The sequence below is a fragment of the Bartonella sp. AP11XZML genome (assembly GCF_042196445.1).
Lineage (GTDB): Bacteria > Pseudomonadota > Alphaproteobacteria > Rhizobiales > Rhizobiaceae > Bartonella.
In genome coordinates this window covers 103,490-128,584 of the sequence record NZ_JBHIQF010000090.1, presented here as the reverse complement: position 1 = coordinate 128,584, position 25,095 = coordinate 103,490, and the positions used below count along the sequence as shown (strand labels likewise).

General features: G+C 36.1%; 17 protein-coding genes and 1 pseudogene. 15 read left to right on the top strand and 3 right to left on the bottom strand.

The genetic code is table 11. The features are described 5' to 3' along the window. Positions 1–140: 140 nt before the first annotated feature. From rpsM to alaS, 8 genes are all read left to right on the top strand, one after another. Entirely contained in the window at positions 141–509 is a 369-nt protein-coding gene (rpsM, locus tag ACFIMG_RS09170) for a 30S ribosomal protein S13 (RefSeq protein ID WP_026500557.1), read from the top strand. A gap of 114 nt (positions 510–623) precedes the next feature. Next, positions 624–1,013, top strand: coding sequence for a 30S ribosomal protein S11 (gene rpsK, locus ACFIMG_RS09165; RefSeq protein ID WP_007347762.1), 390 nt, complete (start codon positions 624–626; stop codon positions 1,011–1,013). Between the two features lie 94 nt (positions 1,014–1,107). Continuing rightward, positions 1,108–2,121 (top strand): DNA-directed RNA polymerase subunit alpha, encoded by a 1,014-nt coding sequence (locus ACFIMG_RS09160; protein ID WP_375611485.1) that lies wholly within the window; start codon positions 1,108–1,110, stop codon positions 2,119–2,121. Positions 2,122–2,145: 24 nt separating this feature from the next. Continuing rightward, on the top strand, positions 2,146–2,574 hold the full coding sequence (rplQ, locus tag ACFIMG_RS09155) for a 50S ribosomal protein L17 (RefSeq protein ID WP_273791421.1): 429 nt from the start codon (positions 2,146–2,148) through the stop codon (positions 2,572–2,574). Between the two features lie 267 nt (positions 2,575–2,841). Continuing rightward, a complete protein-coding gene (locus ACFIMG_RS09150) occupies positions 2,842–4,236 on the top strand; it encodes a DegQ family serine endoprotease (protein ID WP_375613138.1) in 1,395 nt (464 codons plus the stop codon). Positions 4,237–4,243: 7 nt separating this feature from the next. Further along, entirely contained in the window at positions 4,244–5,569 is a 1,326-nt protein-coding gene (locus tag ACFIMG_RS09145) for a replication-associated recombination protein A (RefSeq protein WP_375679190.1), read from the top strand. A gap of 969 nt (positions 5,570–6,538) precedes the next feature. Next, the gene (gene recA / locus ACFIMG_RS09140) at positions 6,539–7,582 is read left to right on the top strand and encodes a recombinase RecA (RefSeq protein ID WP_273791424.1); all 1,044 of its coding nucleotides are present in this window, start codon (positions 6,539–6,541) and stop codon (positions 7,580–7,582) included. A 204-nt stretch (positions 7,583–7,786) separates the two neighbouring features. After that, a complete protein-coding gene (alaS, locus tag ACFIMG_RS09135; protein WP_375679191.1) occupies positions 7,787–10,453 on the top strand; it encodes an alanine--tRNA ligase in 2,667 nt (888 codons plus the stop codon). Positions 10,454–11,693: 1,240 nt separating this feature from the next. Here the strand turns inward: alaS and ACFIMG_RS09130 are convergent. Further along, a complete protein-coding gene (locus ACFIMG_RS09130) occupies positions 11,694–13,481 on the bottom strand; it encodes a glucan ABC transporter ATP-binding protein/ permease (protein WP_375679192.1) in 1,788 nt (595 codons plus the stop codon). A gap of 196 nt (positions 13,482–13,677) precedes the next feature. On the opposite strand from ACFIMG_RS09130, the gene ACFIMG_RS09125 reads away from it, so the two are divergent. The 6 genes and pseudogenes from ACFIMG_RS09125 to ACFIMG_RS09100 all read left to right on the top strand — a co-directional run bounded on the left by ACFIMG_RS09125 (position 13,678) and on the right by ACFIMG_RS09100 (position 21,744). Next, positions 13,678–14,661 (top strand): RluA family pseudouridine synthase, encoded by a 984-nt coding sequence (locus ACFIMG_RS09125; RefSeq protein WP_375679193.1) that lies wholly within the window; start codon positions 13,678–13,680, stop codon positions 14,659–14,661. A gap of 795 nt (positions 14,662–15,456) precedes the next feature. Then, a complete protein-coding gene (locus tag ACFIMG_RS09120) occupies positions 15,457–16,476 on the top strand; it encodes an ATP-binding cassette domain-containing protein (protein WP_375679194.1) in 1,020 nt (339 codons plus the stop codon). Then, positions 16,451–17,275: an ABC-2 family transporter protein gene (locus tag ACFIMG_RS09115; protein WP_375679195.1), complete on the top strand. Its 825-nt coding sequence runs from the start codon at positions 16,451–16,453 to the stop codon at positions 17,273–17,275. Before ACFIMG_RS09120 ends, ACFIMG_RS09115 begins: the two co-directional genes overlap by 26 nt. After that, a pseudogene (locus tag ACFIMG_RS09110) lies at positions 17,259–18,037 on the top strand (ABC-2 family transporter protein). Before ACFIMG_RS09115 ends, ACFIMG_RS09110 begins: the two are co-directional and overlap by 17 nt. A gap of 2,436 nt (positions 18,038–20,473) precedes the next feature. After that, entirely contained in the window at positions 20,474–20,833 is a 360-nt protein-coding gene (locus tag ACFIMG_RS09105) for a hypothetical protein (protein WP_375613153.1), read from the top strand. A gap of 545 nt (positions 20,834–21,378) precedes the next feature. Beyond that, positions 21,379–21,744, top strand: coding sequence for a response regulator (locus ACFIMG_RS09100; protein WP_273724078.1), 366 nt, complete (start codon positions 21,379–21,381; stop codon positions 21,742–21,744). Between the two features lie 311 nt (positions 21,745–22,055). Here the strand turns inward: ACFIMG_RS09100 and rpsI are convergent, their stop codons facing one another. Both rpsI and rplM read right to left on the bottom strand, forming a co-directional pair. After that, positions 22,056–22,541, bottom strand: coding sequence for a 30S ribosomal protein S9 (gene rpsI, locus ACFIMG_RS09095; protein ID WP_015856545.1), 486 nt, complete (start codon positions 22,539–22,541; stop codon positions 22,056–22,058). A 2-nt stretch (positions 22,542–22,543) separates the two neighbouring features. After that, positions 22,544–23,008: a 50S ribosomal protein L13 gene (gene rplM, locus ACFIMG_RS09090; RefSeq protein ID WP_015856544.1), complete on the bottom strand. Its 465-nt coding sequence runs from the start codon at positions 23,006–23,008 to the stop codon at positions 22,544–22,546. A gap of 296 nt (positions 23,009–23,304) precedes the next feature. Between rplM and recJ the strand changes: the two genes are divergently transcribed. Next, a complete protein-coding gene (recJ, locus tag ACFIMG_RS09085; protein ID WP_375679196.1) occupies positions 23,305–25,089 on the top strand; it encodes a single-stranded-DNA-specific exonuclease RecJ in 1,785 nt (594 codons plus the stop codon). Positions 25,090–25,095 lie beyond the last annotated feature (6 nt).

Below are 25,095 nucleotides of genomic sequence, written 5' to 3'. Positions count from 1 at the left end.
TGAAATCTATCAAAAGTGAATTTAATTTATTTTAGTGAAATAATAGGATTCGGAAGAATTTTTTTTCTGAGTCTATTTTTTTCTGTAAGGTATATCAGGTATTTTATAACAATTTGTCAAAATAACTAAGGAGAGTAGGCGTGGCTCGTATTGCTGGCGTCAATATCCCGACAAATAAGCGTGTAATTATTGCGCTTCAATATATCCACGGGATTGGACCAAAATTTGCTCAAGAAATTATTGAAAGAGTTGGCATTCCTTTGGGGCGTCGTGTGCATGAGCTTTCAGATGCTGAGGTGCTGCAGATTCGTGAGGCAATAGATCAGGGGTATCAAGTTGAAGGTGATCTTCGTCGTGAGGTTGCTATGAATGTTAAGCGTTTGATGGATCTTGGTTGTTATCGAGGATTGCGTCATCGCCGGTCTTTGCCTGTCCGAGGACAGCGTACACATACGAATGCCCGTACACGTAAAGGTCCGGCTAAGGCAATCGCCGGTAAGAAGAAATAAGGGCCTTTGTGGAAGGTTTTTTATATATTCTTTTTCTTGTTTGATTTGTTTGACAAGGAAAAAAGGTGGAGCTGCTGATGTTACGGCAGTGATGAGATCGTTGAAAGGGAAATTATGGCCAAGGAAGCCACACGTGTTCGTCGTCGCGAACGTAAAAATATTTCATCGGGTGTTGTGCATATTAATTCAACATTTAATAACACAATGATTACTATTACTGATGCTCAGGGTAATGCAATTGCTTGGTCATCTGCGGGAGCTCAGGGGTTTAAAGGTGCGCGTAAATCGACACCTTTTGCTGCTCAAGTTGCTGCGGAGGATTGTGCAAGAAAAGCGCAAGAGCATGGTATGCGTTCTTTGGAAGTTGAAGTTTGTGGACCTGGATCAGGGCGTGAATCTGCTTTACGTGCATTGCAATCTGTTGGTTTTGTCATTACTTCTATTCGCGATGTAACACCAATTCCTCATAATGGATGTCGTCCGCGGAAAAGGCGGCGTGTTTAATTGGGTGTTGTTTTTTGTTGTCGGAGATTTCTCTGATGTTCACATTGGTCGTTACGATTGAATGGTAACGGAACTAAAGAACGGGAATAAAAATATGATCCAGAAAAACTGGCAGGAACTTATTAAACCCAATAAGGTTGAATCATGTGCACATGATAATCCAAATATTATAAGTGTGATTGCTGAACCTCTTGAGCGTGGTTTTGGTTTAACGTTAGGAAATGCGCTACGTCGCGTTTTGTTATCTTCGCTTCGTGGTGCTGCTATTACTGCTGTGCAGATTGACGGTGTCTTGCATGAATTTTCATCGATTCCAGGTGTGCGTGAGGATGTTACGGATATTATTCTGAATATAAAAGAAATTGCGCTTCGTATGGAAGAAGAAGGGCCTAAACGTGTCGTCGTTTATAAAGAGGGGCCTGGTGTCGTGAAAGCGGGAGATATCAGTACAGTTGGGGATATGGAAATTCTAAATCCAGATCATGTTATTTGTACTCTTGATGAAGAAGCTGAAATTCGTATGGAATTTATTGTCAACACAGGAAAGGGGTATGTTCCATCTGATCGTAATTGTGTTGATGATGCACGTATAGGGCTTATTCCAATTGATAGTCTTTATTCACCTATCCGTAAGGTATCTTATAAAGTAGAAAATACACGCGAAGGTCAAGTTCTCGATTATGATAAATTAACGCTCACGATTGAAACAAACGGTGCTGTTAATGGTGAGGATGCTGTTGCTTTTGCAGCACGCATTCTTCAGGATCAATTATCGTTATTTATTAACTTTGAAGAGCCACAGAAGGAGCCTGTTGAAGAAGCTGATTCTGAGCTTTCTTTTAATCCTGCTCTTCTCAAAAAAGTGGATGAATTAGAACTTTCAGTTCGTTCGGCAAATTGTCTTAAGAATGATAATATTGTCTATATTGGTGATCTGATTCAGAAAACAGAATCTGAAATGCTTCGGACACCGAACTTTGGTCGAAAGTCGTTGAATGAGATTAAAGAAGTTTTGGCGTGTATGGGTTTACATCTTGGGATGGAGATTCCTGCGTGGCCGCCTGAAAACATTGATGATCTTGCAAAACGTTATGAAGATCAATATTAAAATTAGAATTTAAGGAGAGGGCTTATGCGCCATAGTAAGTCAGGACGCAAGTTGAACCGTACTGCCAGTCACCGTAAAGCGATGTTTGCAAATATGGCAACTTCGTTGATCGAGCATGAGCAGATTGTGACAACGCTTCCAAAGGCTAAAGAAATTCGTCCTATTGTTGAAAAACTCGTTACTCTTGGTAAGCGTGGTGGTTTGCATGCGCGTCGGCAAGCTATTGCAGCACTTCGTGATGCAGGAAAGGTTGCAAAATTATTTGATACGCTTGCGCCACGTTATGCATCACGCAACGGTGGGTATTTGCGTATTATGAAAGCGGGGTTTCGTACCGGTGATAATGCGCCCATGGCTGTTATAGAATTTGTTGATCGTGATGTTGAAGCGAAGGGTGCTGGGGATCGTGCTCGCATGGAAGCTTCTGAGAATGAAAAGGGAACATCTTCGTAGAGTTTTTTATTCTGTTGGATTTTTAAAGGCCGCCTTGTCTTGGGCGGTTTTTTTGTGAGCATTTTTAAGTTTGTTTTAGTTGAGAAATAGGTGCAGAGAGAAAATTATAGAATATTGAATTATCTTATTTTTATAATATTTATTGTTCAAATAGGTTGTTTTTATTCTCTATTATGAAATATTAATAGAGGTCCTTAATTTGCGGGGATACGTTTTTTTATTCTATTAATCTTCAACAGAATGTGCTGATTTTATAAGGAGTGGATTATGAGGTATTCTTTTTGGGTGCGGATTTTTTTTGCAATTATGATGCAGATATCATTTGATCATGTATATGCTCATGTTCCTCAAACACAAACAGAAATCACTCTTTCATTTGCTCCTTTAGTTAAAAAGACAGTTCCATCTGTTGTAAATATTTATGCAGCTCGACAAATTAGAGCTCGATCACCTTTTGAAGGCGATCCATTTTTTGAGCAATTTTTTGGTCGTTTTCAAAATAAATTTCCTGTTCGTAAGCAATCGTCATTAGGATCAGGGGTGATTGTTGATGCACGTGGTTTGATCGTTACAAATTACCACGTCATTAAAGATGCAAGCGAAATTAAAGTGGCTTTTTCTGATGGACGGGAGTTTGAGAGTAAGGTCGTGCTCAAAGATGAAGCGACTGATATTGCAATTCTTGAAGTTAAGGAAAAAGATGCTCAATTTCCGGCTCTTTCTTTGGGAAATTCTGATACTGTTGAAGTTGGTGATCTTGTTCTTGCTATTGGTAATCCTTTTGGTGTTGGTCAAACAGTTACAAGTGGTATTGTTTCAGCGCAAGCGCGTACACGTGTTGGGATTTCTGATTTTGACTTTTTTATTCAAACAGACGCAGCCATTAATCCAGGGAATTCTGGTGGCGCTTTAATTGATATGAAAGGTCAGTTAATCGGAATTAATACGGCTATTTATTCGCGTTCCGGTGGTTCTGTAGGGATTGGTTTTGCTATTCCAGTTAATCTTGTAAAAGTGATGCTTGATACTGTTAAACGCGGTGGAAAATATTTTGTGCCGCCTTATATTGGGGCTTCTTTTCAAAATGTTACAGCTGATATTGCTGGTGGTTTAGGTTTAGAACGTCCCTATGGTGCTCTGATTATTGAAGTTATCAAAGATAGTCCTGCTGAAAAAGCTGGATTGAAAGTAGGTGATGTTATTTTGAGTGTGCAGGGGGTACGCGTTGACAGCCCAGATAGTCTTGGGTATCGTTTGATGACAGCTGACGTTGAGCATAGTCTTGCTTTGGAATATTTACGAAGTGGAAAAACTTTAAAAACACAAATAACAGTTTCATCGATATCAGAAACTGCATTTTTAAAATCTGAAAAAATTACGGGTGACAGTCCTCTTGCTGGTGCTGAGGTGTTAGATTTAACACCGCAAAATAGTCGACGTTTTCATCTTCCTATATCTGCAAAAGGGGTTGTGATTACCAATCTTGAGGAAATGAGCAATGCAGCTGGAATTTTTCAGTCAGGAGATATTCTACGTGTTGTAAATGGCCATAAAATTCAAACAGTTCATCAGTTGAAAAAGGTTCTTATGCAAGGTCGCTCAAATATGTGGCAATTGGAATATGAACGTGATGGTATGTATATTCGCCAATTTATTCGTTGAGGTTTTTTTGAAGAAAGATTTTTTTACTTCGTCGTTTGATTTTAAAGTTAATAAAAATCAGCCACTTGCAGAAAGAATGCGCCCTTGTTCTCTCAATGATGTTGTGGGACAAAAGCATTTGATTGGAGAGGATGGTTTGCTTTCACGTATGGTGGCAACTGACTCAATTGGATCGATGATTTTTTGGGGACCTCCAGGGACGGGAAAAACGACCGTTGCACGTTTGTTAGCCCTTGAAACAAATTTCGCGTTTGAACAGGTTTCTGCTATTTTTACAGGAGTTTCTGAACTTAAAAAGATTTTTGAAGTTGCGCAGAGGCGTTTTATATCTGGGGATAAAACACTTCTCTTTGTTGATGAAATTCATCGCTTTAATCGTGCACAGCAGGATAGTTTTCTTTCTGTGATGGAAGAGGGTACTGTGGTACTTATAGGTGCAACAACCGAAAATCCTTCTTTTGAACTGAATGCTGCCCTTCTTTCGCGTGCACGTGTTTTAACATTTCTTTCTCATGATCATGAAAGTTTGGACATACTTTTGAGGCGTGCTGAAGAAGTGGAGGGAAAAACTCTTCCCTTGGATAATGATGCCAGAGACGTTTTGATAGAGATGTCTGATGGTGATGCGCGGGTTGCGTTAACATTGGCAGAGGAAGTTTGGTCTATTGCACCATTGGGAGAGATTCTTGATGTTGTTGCTTTGCAAAAAGTTATTCAGCGTCGTGCGCCTATTTATGATAAAGGACGAGATGGGCATTATAATCTCATTTCAGCGTTGCATAAATCCGTTCGTGGATCTGATCCTGATGCTGCGCTTTATTATTTGGCACGTATGTTGGATGCTGGTGAAGATCCTCTCTATATTGGGCGAAGATTGGTTCGTATGGCCGTTGAAGATGTTGGTTTGGCGGATCCTCAAGCTCTTGTCATTTGTAATGCAGCAAAAGATGCCTATGATTATTTAGGATCACCAGAAGGAGAATTGGCTTTGGCGCAAGCATGTCTTTATGTTGCAACTGCGCCAAAGTCAAATGCAGCATATCTTGCGTATAAAGCAGCACTGCGTTGTGCACGCAAAAATGGCTCTTTACCACCTCCTAAGCATATTCTTAATGCTCCTACGAAATTTATGAAGGAAGAAGGGTATGGAAGTGGTTATTGTTATGACCATGATGAACCAGATGCTTTTTCAGGACAAGAATATTTTCCCGAAAAACTTGGGCGTCAGAGTTATTATAAACCAGTTGAGCGTGGTTTTGAGCGTGAAATTGTGAAACGTCTTGAGTGGTGGCAACAGTTGCGCAAAAAACGTAAAGATCAAAATAAAACTTGAGTTGAAATACGTTTTTTATTGATCTCTTATGTTATTGTATGAGAAATTTAGCTTATATCTTAAACATTTATTGCATTGCTTGTAGAGATTTTTTTTGATATTTTCAAAAGTGCATGTTTTTTCAAATTTAAATATGTCATTCAACTTTTAAGCTGCTTTATTTTTTTGGTTTTTATTAAATAATATATTGACTTATAATGATGATTGACTGTTTCGTAAGTTGAATGAAAGTATTCAAATACCGTAAATTTCTCTCATCCCAAGTCTGTTATTTGTTGAAGCAATCAAGTTATTCGCTTGCATGTTACAAGCAGGATTAGCGTGTGATAAAAACTGTACAAGAAAGGACTAAAAATCCCTCTTATGAATTGTCTCAAGTGCCGAGAGCTGTTGCAATATTGGAGGATGATAAATAGTGTGATGGTGCCGGCTTGCTCCTTCTATAGAGTAAAGATGGTGGTGACTAAAGGGTTTTGCAGTATACCACATTCATAGGTGTTGTCACAAAATGAGCTTGGAAGTTTTGAGAGATGTTTCTTAAATCAAGTGCATGAATATGCAACACAATAGCGTTTTGTTCTTCGATGCAATAGGGTATGAGGTTGATTGATGATGCGTTTTTTGTGTGATCAATAGCGGGAGAATTCTTAGTCTCTCAAGTATTTAATCAAAGGGATAAGCAGAAGGGTTGTAGAACATTGTGTTTAAAATTAAATTGTTCCTTTTCTAGAGAGATATAAATATGTTAACTATGCTCCCATAGAGATATTACTTTATTGGAGTTTATTATGTGTCATAAGATAAGTAATGCCAATTCTTTATTGTGATGGTCATGAATGTTTATGGACATAATGTGGAGATAGGAATGGAAATAGTCTGTGAAACTCTAAACTCAAGCCTTTAGTTAAATTAAAAGTACAGTGTACACTAAAGTTTTAGGTTATTATGAATTCGGTCAAGGATATAATCGTGGATAAAACAAAAGCTCTCGATGCTGCTCTCTCACAAATTGAACGTTCTTTTGGTAAAGGCTCGATTATGCGTCTTGGGCAAAAAGAGCAGGTTGTTGAAATTGAAACAATTCCAACAGGGTCGTTATCCTTGGATATTGCTTTAGGGATTGGTGGATTACCGAAGGGGCGTATTGTTGAGATTTATGGACCAGAAAGTTCTGGGAAAACAACATTGGCTCTCCATGCTATTGCTGAGGCACAGAAAGGTGGTGGGATTTGTGCTTTTATTGATGCAGAGCATGCGCTTGATCCTATTTATGCGCGTAAGCTTGGTGTTGATTTAGAAAACTTGTTCATTTCTCAGCCAGATACCGGTGAACAGGCATTGGAAATTACAGAAACGTTGGTTCGTTCTGGTGCCGTTGATGTGCTTGTTGTGGATTCTGTCGCAGCTTTAACACCGCGAGCAGAAATTGACGGTGAAATGGGTGATGCTTTGCCCGGATTGCAAGCTCGGTTAATGAGTAAAGCGTTACGAAAATTAACCGCAGCAATTTTTCGCTCTAACTGTATGGTTGTTTTTATTAATCAAATTCGCATGAAAATTGGTGTGATGTTTGGTTCTCCTGAAACGACAACGGGTGGAAACGCTTTAAAGTTTTATGCTTCTGTTCGTTTAGATATTCGTCGCATTGGATCCATTAAAGATAGGGATTCAATCGTTGGTAATCAGACGCGCGTTAAAGTGGTGAAAAATAAATTGGCACCTCCATTCAAACAGGTTGAGTTTGATATTATTTATGGTGAAGGTATTTCCAAAGTAGGTGAATTGATTGATTTGGGTGTCAAGGTTGGTGTTGTGGAAAAATCTGGTGCATGGTTTTCTTATAATTCTCAGCGTTTAGGGCAGGGGCGTGAGAATGCAAAGCAGTTTTTACGTGAACATGTGGAAATAGCTACAGAGATTGAAGCAGCTTTGCGCCAAAATGCTGGTTTGATTGCGATTGAATTGTTAGAAAATGCAGGGTCAGAAAATATAGAAAGTGATGAAGCCATTTGATGGGGCGTTTTTTTCGTCTATAATTTTTTTCTTTAAGATTTTTCTGTTTTTTGTTTGAGTTTTTAAATACGCAGTCATTTTTTTCTCAATTTTTTAAAACAAATATTCCATTTTTGATTAAATTGACTCCATGCGTGGCGAAGAGGATTTAATGAGGGGGGATTTTTCTTTTATGGTTTTGTGCTGTATTGAGCAGGTGTCAACATGAATAGTGTTAATAATATTCGGTCAACATTTTTGGATTATTTTCATCGTAATGGGCATAAAGTTCTTTCTTCTAGTCCGCTTGTTCCGCGGAATGATCCTACACTTATGTTTACAAATGCAGGGATGGTGCAGTTTAAAAATGTTTTTACTGGACTTGAACAACCTTCTTATACGCAGGCAACAACGGCACAAAAATGTGTTCGTGCGGGTGGAAAGCATAATGATCTTGATAATGTTGGTTATACGGCGCGCCATCATACATTTTTTGAAATGCTGGGTAATTTTTCTTTCGGTGATTATTTCAAAGAAGAAGCTATTTTTTTATCATGGAATCTTTTAACAAAGGAATTTTGCCTGCCAAAAGATAAATTGTTGGTGACAGTTTATCAGAGTGATGATGTTGCTGCTGAACTGTGGCGTAAAATTTCAGGTCTTCCAGATGAAAAAATTGTTCGTATTGCGACGGCTGATAATTTTTGGTCGATGGGAGAAACAGGCCCTTGTGGTCCTTGTTCGGAGATTTTTTATGATCATGGTGATGAAATATGGGGCGGTCCTCCTGGAAGTGCTAATGAAGATGGGGATCGCTTTATTGAGATTTGGAATCTTGTTTTTATGCAGTATGAGCAAGTTTCCAAGGAAGAACGTGTTAACTTACCTCACCCTTCTATTGATACCGGTATGGGATTAGAGCGTATTGCTGCTGTTTTACAGGGCGTTCATGATAATTATGATATTGATCTTTTTCGTGCATTAATTGCTGCATCAGAAGAAATTACAGGGATTGAGGCAAAGGGTGATTTTATTGCCAGCCATCGTGTCATTGCTGATCATCTTCGCTCATCTGCATTTTTGATTGCTGATGGTGTGCTTCCTTCTAATGAAGGAAGAGGATATGTTTTACGTCGTATTATGCGTCGTGCTATGCGTCATGCGCATCTTCTTGGTGCTAAAGAGCCCTTAATGTGGCGACTTTTACCTGCTTTAATTCGCGAAATGGGACAAGCTTATCCTGAGTTGACACGTGCTGAATCTTTGATTTCAGAAACTTTAAGGTTAGAAGAAATACGTTTTCGTAAAACGCTTGAACGAGGACTTGGTTTGTTGAACGAAGCAAGTACCGATCTTAAAGAAGGGGACTATTTGAATGGTGAAGTTGCTTTCAAGCTCTATGATACCTATGGTTTTCCGCTTGATTTGACGCAAGATGTTCTTCGTCGTCGCGGAATATCTGTTGACGTTGGTGCTTTTGATAAAGCGATGGAACGCCAAAAAGAGGAGGCACGTGCCAATTGGTCTGGTTCTGGAGAAGCTGGAACAGAGAAAATCTGGTTTTCTGTTCGTGATCAAGTGGGGGCTACAGAATTTTTAGGTTATGAAACTGAGACGGCGAAAGGTATTCTTACAGCTCTTGTGTGTGATGGTAAAATTGTTGATCATATTTCTTCAGGTCAGAAAGCTATGCTTGTTGTTAATCAGACACCTTTTTATGGTGAATCTGGTGGGCAAATTGGTGATAGCGGTATCATTTCTGGTGAAAATTTTATTTTTAAGGTGCATGATACCCAAAGAAAGGGTGATGGTGTTTTTATCCATATTGGGGAGGTGAAATCTGGTCAGGCATCGAGGTCTGATTGTGTAGAATTAACGGTTGATATTGTTCGTCGTGAGAAAATTCGTGCGAATCACTCTGCTACTCATTTGTTACACGAAGCTTTACGCCAAACATTGGGGGACCATGTTACACAAAAGGGTTCTCTTGTATCGCCAGATCGGTTGCGTTTTGATTTTTCCCATCCAAAATCCGTTTCACCAAAAGAGTTGAAAAAAATAGAAGATTTAGCCAATGAGATTATTTTGCAAAATAGTAAAGTAATAACGCGCCTCATGGCTGTAGATGATGCCATTTCTGAAGGAGCCATGGCATTGTTTGGTGAAAAATATGGTGATGAAGTTCGCGTTGTTTCTATGGGGGAGCCACTTGAACAGGAAAGATTAAAAAAGCGTTGGTCAATTGAGCTTTGTGGAGGGACACATGTGGAGCGAACAGGTGATATTGGTTTAATTCATATTGTTTCTGAAAGTTCTGTTTCAGCTGGAGTGCGGCGTATTGAAGCTTTAACAGGCAAAGAAGCACGTCTTTATCTTAGCCGCCAAGATGAACGTATTCATGAAATCGCTGATCTTTTAAAAACTTCTTCTGCTGGTGTGGAAGAACGGGTGCGAATTTTGCTTGATGATCGTCGTAAACTTGAAAAAGAATTGAATGATGTACGCAAGAAAATGATGTTGAGTGGTGGAATAACAGAAAGGAGCCAAGATGATATTATCATCATCAATGGGTTTTCTTTTACCGGACGCGTTGTTAAAAATATTTTACCACGGGATCTTAAGGCACTCGTCGATTCTGAGAAAAAACAAATTGGATCTGGAGTGGTTGCTTTTATTAGTGTCTCGGAGGATGGAAAAGGGAGTGCTGTTGTCGGTGTTACGGATGATTTAACGGATAAGTTAAATGCTGTAGATCTCGTTCGTATTCTTTCAGCGATGCTTGGTGGTAAAGGTGGAGGTGGCCGTCCTGATATGGCGCAGGCTGGTGGTCCTGAGGGGAACAAAGCTGATGAGGCATTTGCGGCATTAAAAGATTTTCTTGAAAAAAATTAAAGAATGAAATCATTCTGCATAGGTATTTTTCACATTGTTATATTTGGTTGGCATCTATGTATCATGAATATCTGTCTGGTGTATTTCTGAAATGCAGATACAGCGTAATTGGGGAAAATACAATTGTAAAGATAAAGACAGTGTTTGTCTTTATCACCACTTTATCATTTGGCTTTATAGCTTCCAAGCGTTTCAGGAGTCACCTTTTTAAGATAAGATAGATTATGCAGCACTTCATGCTTTACTGTGTATTCTTTTACTAGGAAGACTAGTTATTGTGTTGCTCTTCTAGATTTTTTGAAGAAACATCTCTTTTTATGAAAGGAAAAATACAAGATTTATTGCATACGATTATCCTTATAAAGTTATAAGCTATCATTATTCGATTAGTTTTCAAATGAATAAAATTTCTTTCCTTGAAAAGGCTTATAAAAGAGTTGTTGTATCTTAGAGCTATTATTTTCATTTTGCTTGTTATGTACAAGAAAACAGTTTTTTGGTTTATTATTAAAAGGTCTTGAAAGGAATATTCTCCTATCTTTATAAATCTTTATTTTAAGTTATAAAGTAATGAATTATCAATATAAATCAAATGAATATCACATAAATCTAAATATTTAGATTAACATCTAATTTATTTATGATGAAATTGCTTTAATATATTGAATTATAATGATAATTTATCGTTTTATCTTTTGAACAAGAGCTACGAATATTCGTAGGGTTTTATTATTTCAAATTCTGTGTATGTTAAATTAATCAAAACCACTCACGAATGTCGTTGTGAAATGGGCTTAAGAGCATTGAAAAATGTTTCTTAAAAAAGTCATATGAATGTGCAAAACAATGATGTTCTGTTCTTTATGAGAGGACTATAAAGAACGTGATAAACAAAAGTGCAAAGCAATACATAATATTCATTATTTAAAAGATATTTCTTTAGTTCGTTTTGAAATTCGTAAAGCTGAGTAAAAAGAAGACGGTAAAACTGGAAATTGTTTTTACCTTTACATTTTCCCTAAATGAGAATGTATACTCGTCAATATGCACAGATATAGGAAAATATTTTTGTTCTAATCTAGTAAAATTGCAATAGCAGAGAAAATACTAAACTGTTTTAATATTTTTCTTAAATACCTAAAATGGATTGTGGCATTTTTAGAAATCTTTTTACTTGTATCATATATAAGCACTCTTGTTATATTAAGGAGGATTTTTTTGCTTGAAAAGAGTATCAATTTTATGATGCTATGGCTTCATGTAAGAGGATGACGTTTTCATTTTCTCCTTCTTTTTCTGATGGTTTGATTGTTAAACCACTGGCTTTTAAGAATTGAGAGAAACGGCTGCCTCTCTCGATTAATTCTTGAAAGCTTCCTTTTTCAATTAAATGACCATGTTCTAGAAAGAGGACTACATCAGCATTGCGTACTGTTGAGAGGCGATGTGCTATAATAAAAGTAGTGCGGTTATGGCTTATGCAATCAAGGGCATTTTTGACACGTGCTTCTGTTTCAACATCAAGAGCGCTTGTTGCTTCATCTAGAATGAGAATAGGGGCATTTTTTAAAACAGCGCGTGCAATTGCTAGTCGTTGTTTTTCTCCACCTGATAATTGAGATCCTCGTTCGCCCACCATTGTGTTATAACAATCAGCTTTTTTTAGAATAAAATCGTGAGCTTCTGCTATTTTTGCTGCTTCATAAAGTTCTTCATTCGTTGCGCTCGCTTTTCCTATTGAAATATTGTCATGAATAGTACGGTTGAAAAGACCCGAGTCTTGAAATACTGTTGCTAGAGATTTGCGTAAAGATTCGCGATTGATTGAGCATATATTTATTCCATCAATGGAGATATGCCCAAGGGTAGGGTCGTATACGCGCTGCAACAGATTGATCAATGTTGTTTTTCCAGCCCCTGTTGGTCCTACAATCGCAACAGTTTGTCCTGCTTTAACCTCAAAGGAAATATCAAAAACACCTTGAGAAGAATTTGGGAATTGATAGGTCACGTGATGAAATTGTATGGCGCCTTTAACATTTTGGAGGGAAGGAAGATTTTGCGGTTCGTTAATATGAAAGGTTGAGTCTTCCATTTCAAAAAATTCTTGCAATTTTGCTTGTGAGGATATTGCACAATTAATAAAATTGCTCATTTGGTCTAGGCGGCTAATCATGAGTTGTGCAAATCCAACAAAAGCAACGATTTCACCTACTCGTAATTGATCTTTTGCAACAAAAAAAGCCCCAAGGAGAAGAACACAAACGATTGAAATTGTTGAAGCCATTCGATTTAAGCCACTGGCGAGTGCCCACCAATTGAGAACAGGATTTTGTGCTTTAAGAAGAGCATTTGTATGTTGATGCAGTATAGAAGTTTCTTCTTTTATTCGGTTATAACTTTGTACAATGGAAACATTAGAGATTGAATCACTGACATGTTTAAAAAGGTTGTGGTGGTAGCATTCTACAGCGGCTTGTCCGTCTTTTGTTTTTCGCATCACTAAACGTGCAATTAATACATAAATGATGGCAAGCACAACCAAGACTATTGAAAGACGCCAATTCATATTAAAGGCTATGGGGATGAGAACCAATAAGGCGACAAGTGTTGAGAGATGTTGGCGCATAAAATCAAGCCATATGGTTGACATGGAATCTATAGCGCGCAAAAGTGTATGGAGTGCGTTGGAAGTTCCACGTTGTTGATGCCAAATTAAAGGCATGGCAATGATACGTTCGAAAGATTCCGTTAAAACCGTTAAGCGACGTCTATGGGCTAAGCGGTCTGCACCGCGAGCAACAAGGACATAAGCGATAATATGTGAAAGTCCAAAACAAACCCAAATGGCAAGAGTAGGGATGATACCTGATTTTTCTGTAATAGAATCAATAACGCGTCCAAATAAAATAGGTTCTGCAATAGTGATAATAGCTAATATAACATTAGCGGTACAGATTAAAAGGGATGCATTTTTCTCTCTATTTAGGTAAGTGAGAACACGTGCATAGGTTTTGAATAAGGACACGGTTAATTATCTCCATTCGCTATTAAGCGTAAAGGCTGTTGATTTTTACAACGCTTAGTTTTTAGCTAATAAAATTTGGACGTTAAGAAAAGGAAATTTTGGATACTAACTGTAATATGGTGTGATAAAACCAACTAAAATATGAATTTTTGTGTTTATAAAGGCGCAAAAATAGACATCAGGCAAGGGAATTTTTATGGCAGGCGTAGAAATAAAAAAAGTTGAGGCAGATGAAAATGGAATGCGCTTAGATCGCTGGTTTAAAGTGCATTATCCAGGACTTGGGTTTGGAATTTTGCAAAAATTGTTGCGTTCTGGTCAGATACGGGTTGATGGTGGACGTGTTAAAGCCGATACGCGTCTTTGTATAGGGCAGTCTGTTCGTATTCCACCTCTCCCTATTAATGACAAAGAACGTCTTCCAATAACGGATAAAACACTTCGTGGGCAGGATGATGGGACCGTTTTGAAAAAAATGCTGCTTTATGAAGATCCAAAGGTATTTGTTTTTAATAAACCAGCTGGGTTGGCTGTACAAGGAGGCTCTGGTTTAACACGTCATATGGATAGTATGCTTGAGGTATGGCGCAATAAAAAAGGTGAAAAGCCGCGTTTGGTTCATCGTCTTGATCGTGAGACGTCGGGTGTGCTTATTGTTGCGCGATCAAGGGGAGCTGCTCAGTCCTTAACTGCTGCTTTTAGAGCGCGAGAAACAAAAAAGACTTATTGGGCGTTGGTTCGGGGCGTGCCTAAAAAAAAGCAGGACAAAATTTCAACGTGGATGGTTAAGGAAATGACTGCACAAGGTGACAAAATGCGTGTTTGTGAACATGGGGAGCCAGATTCACATCATGCGGTTTCTTACTATCGCGTTTTAGATACGCGAGGGCGGGCTCTTTCGTGGCTTGAAATGGAACCCTATACAGGGAGAACACATCAGCTTCGTGTGCATGCAGCCCATATGGATCATCCTATCATTGGCGATACAAAGTATTTTTTTTCTGATAGTAATTGGACATTACCAGGAGGAATTCAAAATCGTCTTCATCTTCATGCACGTCGTATTCGTATTCCGCATCCTTCAGGAGGAATATTGGACATTGTTGCACCTTTACCACCTCATATGGTCCAAAGTTTTAATCTTTTATCTTTTAATGAGAGTGATGCTGAAACCGACTAAACAAACTTCATTTGTTCTTTTTGATTGATACAAATTTTATCTATAAATTTGATAAGATGAATAGGGCATCATTTGAAGAAAGTTTTTGATAAGTCAATAGCTATGAGAAAATTGTGTTTTTGAGTGATGAAATTTTCGAATATCATGGCTTTCTTTCTACAGCTCTTTATCCATATTGATTGTATTGTTATTTTGGATATGATGTATCGTTTAATAATCTGAGTTTATGAAGCTGCTCCTTTGAATTATCTACAGAGGTCATATATTGGGGAGGCGTGTCTGTTGAGGGAGATGAGTTAGATAAAATCTGAAAGATATTTACTAAAATAGTGAAAGCAATTTTAGTTTTTTCATGGGGAATAATGGAGGCATTTTATAGTAATGCTGAGGGAAAGTAGCCTCTCAAAAAATTCCTGTTGTCAAGGATTTTTGTTTTGTTATCAATGTGGTTTGATATGCTTATAGTATAGATTTATGCTTTGTATCTTTGCTTACACAATGAAGCCTTCTTAGCAAAGCTCTCCTTTCAATGACCAATTATTTTTCTACTTACTTAGTTTATCCAAAAGATTATCTTTCATAAAAGAAGAAATAAGTTTTTAGTATCTTAATGCTTCATTGAAGTGAACTCGTCACATTGAAAAAATATCTAGACAAAAAATTGGAGATAAAACGTCAGGCGCGTTTTATTGCTCTAAGGAGGGCTTGAACACTTTTGTTTTTTCTAGTGAACAAAAACAGATATTTATTATGGAAACATTCAAAGGGGGGATAAGTTGAAATTAGGAGTGACTGATGGGATCATTATTGATTGACGTTAATAACGTCTCAAAAATATATCGCAACATTGACAGAGGAATTGGTTTTAAAAACAAGGTCTTTTCTCTCTTCAAGCCGGTTTATACAAATCATCATGTGTTAAAAGACATGAGTTTCACTCTCTTTTCAGGGCAATCGTTAGCAATTCTTGGCCCTAACGGAGCGGGTAAATCGACACTGATTAAAATACTTTCTGGTATACAATGCGCTGATGAGGGATGTGTTAAAGTCCTTGGTGTTGATCCTTATAAAGCGAAGAAAAATCTGTTCAAGTCTTTGGGTGTGGTCTTTGGTCATAAGAATTGTTTATGGTGGGATTTGCCCTTACGCTACAGTCTGGATATGGTTCAACCATTATATGGTCTTGAACGCGCCTCTTTTACCCGTGATCTTAAAGAGATCGCTGAGTTACTGGGCCTTGAGCATATTATGGATAAGCCAGTGCGGATGCTTAGTCTGGGTGAGAGAGTGAAAAGTGAATTGGCATTTAATCTCTCCTTTAAACCTAAACTGTTGTTTCTCGATGAGCCAAGTATTGGTCTTGATATTACATCTAAGCATGAAATCAGGGAGCTTCTTAAAAAACTGAAAAAGGAGCGTGGCACTGGATATATCATCACAAGTCATGATATGGGAGATATTGATGGATACGTTGATGATATTATTCTCTTGCATAAAGGAAAGAAACAGTTTCATGGTAATCTTCATGCGCTTAAAAATGTCATTCCTTCTTTGGTGAGAATAACGTTTTTTTGTGAACACTTGGCGGCACCTTCAGCTGTTGTAGAAAAAATTGATGAGATTGCGTTGAAATTATCTACTTCTTTAAAAGATAAGCACTTTAACGCTGAAGAATGCTCGCTGGAGGTTTCGCTGCCCCGTGAGGATTTTGCGCGTTTTGTACGCGAAATTACAACCAAATTGAACTGTACGTTCTCTGTATCCACTCCCTCACTTGAAGAGATGCTCCGTGTTAAATTTAAAGAATTTATCTAACCACTGCTTTGGTATGTTTCTTTTTGCCAAGAATGGATTACTCACTGTTCTAAGTGATAGAGCAATGTTTTTTACCGATATTATCATTGGGACACTTTCGCCATTTGTTATTCAACTTCTATTATGGAATGCACTTTTCTCTGATACGGGCAACACCATCAATGGCTTTAGCTTTTATGATATGATGTATTATTATGCTTTTGCTTTAGTCCTAGGTCGCTTAAATAATGGTTATAATGTGATTAAGTTTTTCTCTCATCATGTTAAAGAAGGTCAATTAGAAGTATATCTTACAAAGCCCTTTAGTTATATGACACAAATGCTTTTTACTTTTTTAGGGGAGAGTGTATTATATAGCATCCCGTTATTGGCTCTTTTTGTTGTTAAGCTTGTTTTATCCTATGAAAATATTCTGGGATTGGTCATCGCTTTTCTGTTCTTTTTTCTGGTTGTTTTTCTATCACAATTACTTTGTTTTTTACTCTCTTTTGGAATTGCCTTATTAAGCTTTTGGGTGATTGAGTACAATATATTACTCTCTTTCAGTATTCTCAGTTCAACGCTTCTTGGGGGTGTTCTTTTACCACCATCTTTTTGGCCGGTGTGGCTTATTCCACTTATGCAATTTAATCCTTATCGTTTCATGATATCAGCTCCTGCCGAGTTTTTCGCGACGCAAAATTTAGCGTTGTTTCAGCAGTTTATTTTCGGAAGTTTTACTTATATTTTGTGTTTTTTATTCTTAATTTATATTGCTTGGAATAAAGGGATGAAAGCATATAATGGAGCGGGTGGTTGAGATGAAAATAATCCTTCATTTTATCAGTTTGAATATCCGCCGACAGATTGTTTATGGTAAGAATTTGGCTGGGGAGTTTATTCTTTCTCTATGTTATTATTTTATTCAATTCATATTTATTGATAGAATATCTTCTTTTTCAGGAAAGATCGGTAACTATAGCAGAGATGAAATCCATTTCATCTTTGTTGTCTTTGTTTTACTTGGAATATTTTTACTAATTCTATTGAAACGTTTTTTGAAAAAGTAGCGGATGGTAAAATTGAACCATACTTGATAAAGCCCGTTTCAATCTGGTTGTTGATGTTGTTTGGTTGGTGTAAACCTCTTAATTTGATCAAGCTCTTTGTCCTTTATGTTAGTGCCTATTTATTTGTATCATTACCGAATATTTCTGATCTTAAGCTAAGATGGATCTCTTTTATTGTTGCAATATTTTGTGTTTTTATCGTCAATATTTGTTTTTTCATGATGTTCAATTTTATAACATTTATTATTAGCCGTAAGATGCCTGTCGAATATTTTCATGAAATGATTTGTGAGCTTTCATTTGTGCCAATAGGAATTTATCCTTTAAGCATCGTAAAATGGCTTTTGTTTATGCTTCCCATGGCTTTTTTTGCTTCCTTGCCTGTGTCATTGTTATTTGGTAAAGGCGAATGGAATATTGGATATCTTCTGTTGAGCGCTTTTCTTTCCATGGTCATGACTTTCATAAGTTATAAGAAAACAATGCGTAAATTTAATGGATTAGGGGGATAATATAAAAGTCATCATGATTATAAAAATAAAAAATTGAGTAAAAATTCTATCGTACTGTAAAATATCGTTATTTATGCTGGCGGTATAAGTCATGTAAAATTTACACATGAGGATTTTTTATTAGACATATTCATGCATAAAATCGGTTGTATTTCTATAGCTATAAGCAAAGAATTTACAATAAAAATCAGAGAATTAAATTTCTTGTTTTTAGATTAGTTTGAGTTTAGATGGCTGCTTGATGACACAAGCCAATGGTAAAATGGTGTACAATATTAGTAGTGCTTTCTCATCCGAGCAAAATTTATTTTTGTTGCGTTTATAGTGCTAAAAAATTGTCAAAGATGGGTAATTTTTATATGTGCAAAATGTGGTTATTCGTGCGGATTTTGTTGGTGCATTCAATATATTATTACATGGAGGAGTTTTTGCTTAAACAATAAGAACATTGACAGAATAAAGCTTTTAAGTTGTCCGATAGAAAGCTAAGAGCTTCGCCAAACAACATGATAGCAATTATCAAGACAACAATCACATAGAGATTTTTCAGCATGCTGAGCAGTCAAAATTCAATTAATAATTGCTTGGAAATAAAAGGATCCACTAAGCCAAGTAGGCAAAAACGATGGCAACGCAACTGAGTTCAATAACATAATTAAATATATTTCTTTTTTTCTTGGTAAACCAAGAGAATTATACTTGATTTTATTGTGAATTTCTTATTTTATGTTATAATATTAGTTAATAGAAAGATAATTATTATGTAATATTTTAGTGTTATTATAAATATTATTATTTAATTAAAAATATACAATTTAAACACATACAATATAAACATAATATATTTATATTATTTTAAATAGGTTATTTTAAAAATTAATTAAATAAGATATTATTTTGTAAAAAATTATTTTCTATTTTTTAAATCTTAATAAGATCATTTTTCAATTTTTCTTAACAATGATCAGAGAAAAATGAAGTTTTACATCCTCTTTTACAATAAATAAAAGTGATACTTTAATCTGGTGTTGCTCTCTAAACTTAGAGCTATATAGATGTTATTGCTTATCATTAATAAAACTAATGTGATTGATGGCGTAGAGATTACAAAGGGCTAAATTTTTTTGCATGTAATTCATATCTTTTACAAGACTTTAAAAATAACACAGAAAAAATGAGAGAGGAAGGAATAGTGAACAAGAGTGATAAGCTTTTTCATTTTTTAGTGTTATGATTACTTTTGTATTTTACGGTTAATTCATTGTATGTATGATCAATTCCAAAATTTTTATTTTAAGCTTATAGTGAATCTATATTTTAGTCTGTTATTGAAGTGTTGTCGTGATTGAGATTACAATATCACAGTAGTGAACACTCTGATTTAATAGAGAAGATTGTTTGCTAGCAAATAATCTATCCATATCAACGTTATTTAAATTTTTTTCCAAAATATATATCTATGTTAATTTTCGTGATTGATATCTTTTCTAAGATGAAAAGGGGCATGAGCTGATTTGAATATCCATAAATTTTTCGTATTAACTCAAAAAATATACGATCACATCATTTTACGGCTATTCTAGATTATCATTTTGATAAACTGAATAAGTATAGCGATGCGTCTTACAAATATTTGCAAAAAATGCTTTTATTGGACATTATTAAATTTTTTATGATTTATATTTTTAATCATTTTATCTTGGTTAGAAAGAAGGTGTATTCATTTTTATTTCTCTATTTTATCTTAAAGTCGTGGAATTATATTAATGTTAGAAATTTATAATTGTGGAAGACAATGAACTTTATTAAAATTATTCCACGTTCTTGTAGAAACGCATGGCTGTGAAATCGTTGAAATGTGTAATAGCTTATGGCATTAGATTTGGCGCATTCACCAAAGTTATCCCTTATCTTACCTAATTTAGCTTTTTCAATCAAAGAGTTAAGCTGGTGCTTACGCTAATTGTAGCTGGGGCAAATATTTTTTCTCAATCTATCCTAAGGAAAAATTATTTTATAAAAATATTTATTTTACTATATTATACAAAAAAATAAAAATATTATGTGTAACTAAAAAACAACATATTGATATTTTTATATATTATAAAATCATAATAATATTTATGATAATAAAGCTAAATTTATAATAAAAACAATAAAATAATTTTATTTTAATATATTTTTATCATTAAACTACATAATGTAAAGTACAAATAAAATAATTGACAATTATTAAATAAACATGTAACTGATATATTGTAAGTGTAATATAATATAAAAATAACAATTAAAATAAAATTATTAATTAAATTTTGTATTATATTTTTATTATCAGAAGATAAATATACTTTATCGATAGATAACGGAATGTTTTCTATTTAGAGGGGGGCGGTAAAGAAAATTTATTTTACTAAATATTGTAATTAGGTGGTTATGATGAAAATATTCAAGCATTGTATAGTATGTTTTGTTGCAGTAGCGATTTTCTTTTCACAGATTTTAAGAGCCAATGCTGATTCTTTAAATGGCAGATTTCAAAATGCTGGTTTTATTTCTGTAATGACACAGGAAAATAGAGTTATTAAAGCTGTTGATATGATTATTAGCCAGTTTGGAGGACAAGGGGCTGAGAAAAATGTCCAAAAAGTTGCGGGTTTAATGGGGTTGGAGACAGCGATTTTTGGTCTCATCGCATATCTTGTATATTTCTTTACTAGAAAGCCACCGAGTCCTAACAGAGAGACAGGTGGAAGAACATTCGATGCTTTTGCTCATAGTTCATGGGCTTTGAATTAAAAGATATTATCCTTGATAAACTTTGAATTATGCTGTTATTGAATGTTTTATATTAAATAAACCGTGATATTTAATCACGGTTTATTTATTTTTTTTAATCTTAATGACCTTGATAAGTTTATCCTTTTATATCATTAAGATATTGTTTTGTGGATGCCAGTATATGGTGCATTAAATTCAGCTAATCAGTTGCTTTTTAAATTTACTTAAATTTTTTTCTCTTCAAAATGCGCATTTGAGCTAAGTTTGTGGTTGATATTTTTTTTATGATGAAAACGCGAATGCATTAATTGAGATATCCATAAACTTTGTATATCAACTCAAAAAATACAAGGTCACACAATCTTACGACTATTTGTGGGTTTTATGTTGATGAACTGAATAAGTATAGCGATGCGTCTTACAAATATTTGCAAAAATGCTTTTATTGGAATCTTTTAATCTCTTTGTGGTTTACAATTCATTTTATCATTTTATCTTAAGCAAAGAGAATGTGGATTCATTTCTATTTCTCTATTTTATCTGAGAAGGGTGGAGTTATACGAATGTCAAAAAAAGTCATGATCGTGGAAGATAATGAGCTTAATATGAAGTTATTTCGCGATCTTGTAGAAGCGAGTGGTTATGAAACCGTTGAAACGCGTAATGGTCTTATGGCATTAGATTTGGCGCGTTCATCAATGCCATCTCTTATCCTTGTGGATATCCAGTTGCCAGAGGTCTCTGGAATAGATGTTATTAAACAATTAAAAGAAGATGAAGAACTTCGATCAATCCCCGTTGTTGCTGTAACAGCTTTTGCTATGAAAGGCGATGAGGAGCGAATTCGTGCCAGTGGATGTGAAGAATATATGTCAAAGCCTATTTCTGTCCCTCATTTTATTACAATGGTAAAGCATTTCTTGGACTAAAGTTTGTTAAGTGATGATAGAAAAAATATTGAAAAGCTTATAAGATTGCTAAAGTTGTCGCGTAAATATTTTTGTGCTTTAGCACGTCGATATATTACAAGTTAGTAAAACAGATTTAAAAAATTGAAACTGAAGTTTTGAATTTTTTCGGTCTATTTTTCTTGCCTTTTATCTTAAGAGAAGAGGTTGTTTTGCATTCTTGTTTTTTCTAATCGGTATAGATTTGTTCCTACATTCATCTAAAAGTCTGTTTTAGCAGTTTAAAAAAGCCCCGTTTTTGTCCGAGGCTTTATGCATTGCAAAAATTGAAATTAACGCTTTGAGAATTGGAAAGAACGACGTGCTTTTGCTTTACCGTATTTTTTACGTTCAACAACACGACTATCACGGGTAAGAAACCCACCTTTTTTCAAGATTGAGCGAAGTTCTGGTTCGTAATAGGTTAAAGCTTTGGAAATGCCATGGCGCACTGCGCCGGCTTGTCCAGAAAGACCGCCGCCTGCAACGGTTGCAATAATATCAAACTGGGTATCCCTATTTGTTGCAACAATTGGTTGACGAAGAATCATTCTAAGAACAGGACGAGCAAAATATTTGTCAAATTCCTTATTGTTGATCGTGATTTTTCCAGAACCTGGTTTAATCCATACACGCGCAACAGCGTCTTTACGCTTTCCTGTTGCGTAAGCACGTCCTTGTGAATCAAGCTTCTGCACGTGAACAGGAACAACATTTTCATGTGTTTCTGTAATACTTGTTACTATGCTAAGCTCAGAAAGAGAATTAATTTCAGCCATAATCAAGCAATCCTTTTGTTTTTGCGGTTTAAAGCACCAACGTCAAGAGATTCAGGCTGTTGTGCTTCATGTGGATGTTGGCTTCCAGCGTAAACACGTAGATTCTTCAATTGACGGCGACCAAGGGGCCCTCGAGGAATCATGCGCTCTACTGCTTTTTCAATAACGCGTTCGGGAAAACGCCCCTCAAGAAGTTGACGTGCTGTACGTTGTTTGATTCCACCAATATAGCCGGTATGCCAATAATATTTTTTATCCGTATATTTTTTGCCAGTGAGAGCTATTTTATCTGCATTAATGACAATAACGTTGTCACCATCATCAACATGTGGAGTAAATGTAGCCTTATGTTTGCCACGTAAGCGGTTAGCAACAAATGTGGCAAGACGACCCAAAACAAGGTTTTCTGCGTCAATAATAACCCATTTTTTCACCACTTCAGTTGGCTTTTGTGAAAAAGTTGCCATAGAAGTATCCTTTATTAGAACCCTTTTAATAGAAGGGAATTTTTACTGTTTTGCGTTGAAAATTGTTACCATAGCGAAATATTTAACGCATACTACTTGCTCTGATATAATGTCTTTTGATTGACGTCAAGAGAAAATAAAAACTTTATAAAACAACATGTTACAAGAAAGGTATTATAATACCCCATTAAAAGAAGTTTGTAGACCATTTAAACTTAAAATGAATGTTGCAAAAGACTATTTTATCTTTAACGCATGATTGTATTTTATCGTTCTTCATTATAAAATAAGAAATAATGCAGTGGTCTCGTTATTTTCTCAATGTTGAATCTTCTGCTTGTGGTCAAGCTTGGTTAGATGCCCTTGATGTTCAAGGGATAAATAACGCGCGCGCTATTTCTCAAAAATTTGGCTTTCCAGATCAGTTAGCTCGAGTACTTTCAGCAAGAGATGTGGATGAAGCTGAGGCTGTTGCTTTTATTAATCCAACATTACGTACGCTTATGCCTGATCCAGAAAGTTTTAGGGATATGCAATGCGCTGCAGAGCGTATTGTTAAGGCTCTTCTCAATCAAGAACAGGTTGCTGTTTTTGGTGATTATGATGTTGATGGTGCTTGTTCATCGGCACTCATAGCACGTTTTTTTCGTTATTTTGGTATTGAAGTCAAAATTTATATTCCTGATCGTATTGTTGAAGGCTATGGTCCGAATGAACAAGCAATGAGGATGCTTGTGCAAGAAGGCGCTCGGTTAATTATCACTGTTGATTGTGGCGCAAACAGTCCTGATGCCGTAAAAGCAGCGAGGCTTGCTGGTGCTGATGTTGTGATTTTAGATCATCATCAAATGTCAGAGATTCATCAAGAAGCTGTTGCTCTTGTCAATCCTAATCGTCCTGATGATTTTTCTAAACAGGGGCATTTATGTGCAGCTGGCGTTGTTTTTGTTACGTTAGCTTGGGTTCATCATTTGCTGCGGAAAAAACAATTCCAAGGGCCGCTGCCTGATCTTTTAAGTATGCTTGATCTTGTTGCATTGGCAACCATATGTGATGTCGTGCCATTACAGGGGGTTAACCGTGCTTTTGTGATAAAAGGGCTTCAAGTTGCTCGTTCTATGCATAATCTAGGAATAACAGCTTTAACAAAGGTTGCACGAATAGGGGAGCCGCTTAATAGTTTTCATTTAGGTTTTTTATTAGGTCCTAGAATTAATGCAGGAGGGCGCATTGGTGATCAAGCTTTGGGAGCACGTTTGCTTAGCTGTGAGAATAAAGATGAAGCGGACAGAATAGCAGAACAATTAGATCGGCTTAATCAAGAACGCCAAGAAATGGAGAACATTCAATTAGCACAAGCGGAATCCTATATTGCTTCTCTTTATCAAGGTCAAGAAACACCATTGTCACTTGTCATTTCTCATAAAGAATGGCATCCGGGGATTATTGGTATTCTTGCTTCCCGCCTCAAAGAGCGTTTTTTTTGTCCTGTTTTTGCTATTGCTTTGAAAGAAGATGGAAATGGCGTAGGGTCGGGACGCTCAATTAATGGTATAGATTTAGGAGCAATCGTTCGTGAAGCTGTTACACTCAATTTATTAGAAAAAGGAGGGGGGCATAGTATGGCAGCAGGAATTACAATTCAATCAACAAAAATTGAAATTTTTCGAAAATGGCTAGAAGAAAAAGTTTCTTTAATGGTTTCACAGTTGCGTGCAAAAAAATCTCTTAGTATAGATGGTTCTCTTTCTGCTTCTGGTGTTAATGAAGCGCTGTTTGAATTGCTTGAAAAAGCAGGGCCATTTGGGGCAGGGAATGCAACACCTGTTTTTGTTCTTCCCTCTCATCGACTGGTGAATCTATCTGAAGTTGGTAAAGGACATCTTCGCCTCATTGTATCTAATGTTGAAGGAAAAAAACTACAAGGAATAGCTTTTCGTGCTGTAGGGACATCGCTAGGTGATTTTCTTTTTGAAAATATTGGTGAAATGATTCATTTAGCTGGTCATCTTAGTTTGAATTATTGGAATGGAACGATCAATCCGCAACTGCGCGTGATTGACGCAGCCGCAGTGGTTTGAAAGGGA

Excerpts from the sequence above, each read along its gene's own strand:
- rplQ (WP_273791421.1), top strand. The coding sequence starts at position 2,146 with ATGCGCCATAGTAAGTCAGGACGCAAGTTGAACCGTACTGCCAGTCAC.
- ACFIMG_RS09100 (WP_273724078.1), top strand. The coding sequence starts at position 21,379 with ATGTCAAAAAAAGTCATGATCGTGGAAGATAATGAGCTTAATATGAAG.
- ACFIMG_RS09105 (WP_375613153.1), top strand. The coding sequence starts at position 20,474 with ATGAAAATATTCAAGCATTGTATAGTATGTTTTGTTGCAGTAGCGATT.
- rplM (WP_015856544.1), bottom strand. The coding sequence starts at position 23,008 with ATGGCAACTTTTTCACAAAAGCCAACTGAAGTGGTGAAAAAATGGGTT.
- recJ (WP_375679196.1), top strand. The coding sequence starts at position 23,305 with ATGCAGTGGTCTCGTTATTTTCTCAATGTTGAATCTTCTGCTTGTGGT.
- ACFIMG_RS09125 (WP_375679193.1), top strand. The coding sequence starts at position 13,678 with ATGGCAGGCGTAGAAATAAAAAAAGTTGAGGCAGATGAAAATGGAATG.
- alaS (WP_375679191.1), top strand. The coding sequence starts at position 7,787 with ATGAATAGTGTTAATAATATTCGGTCAACATTTTTGGATTATTTTCAT.
- rpsI (WP_015856545.1), bottom strand. The coding sequence starts at position 22,541 with ATGGCTGAAATTAATTCTCTTTCTGAGCTTAGCATAGTAACAAGTATT.
- rpsK (WP_007347762.1), top strand. The coding sequence starts at position 624 with ATGGCCAAGGAAGCCACACGTGTTCGTCGTCGCGAACGTAAAAATATT.
- ACFIMG_RS09160 (WP_375611485.1), top strand. The coding sequence starts at position 1,108 with ATGATCCAGAAAAACTGGCAGGAACTTATTAAACCCAATAAGGTTGAA.
- ACFIMG_RS09150 (WP_375613138.1), top strand. The coding sequence starts at position 2,842 with ATGAGGTATTCTTTTTGGGTGCGGATTTTTTTTGCAATTATGATGCAG.
- ACFIMG_RS09120 (WP_375679194.1), top strand. The coding sequence starts at position 15,457 with ATGGGATCATTATTGATTGACGTTAATAACGTCTCAAAAATATATCGC.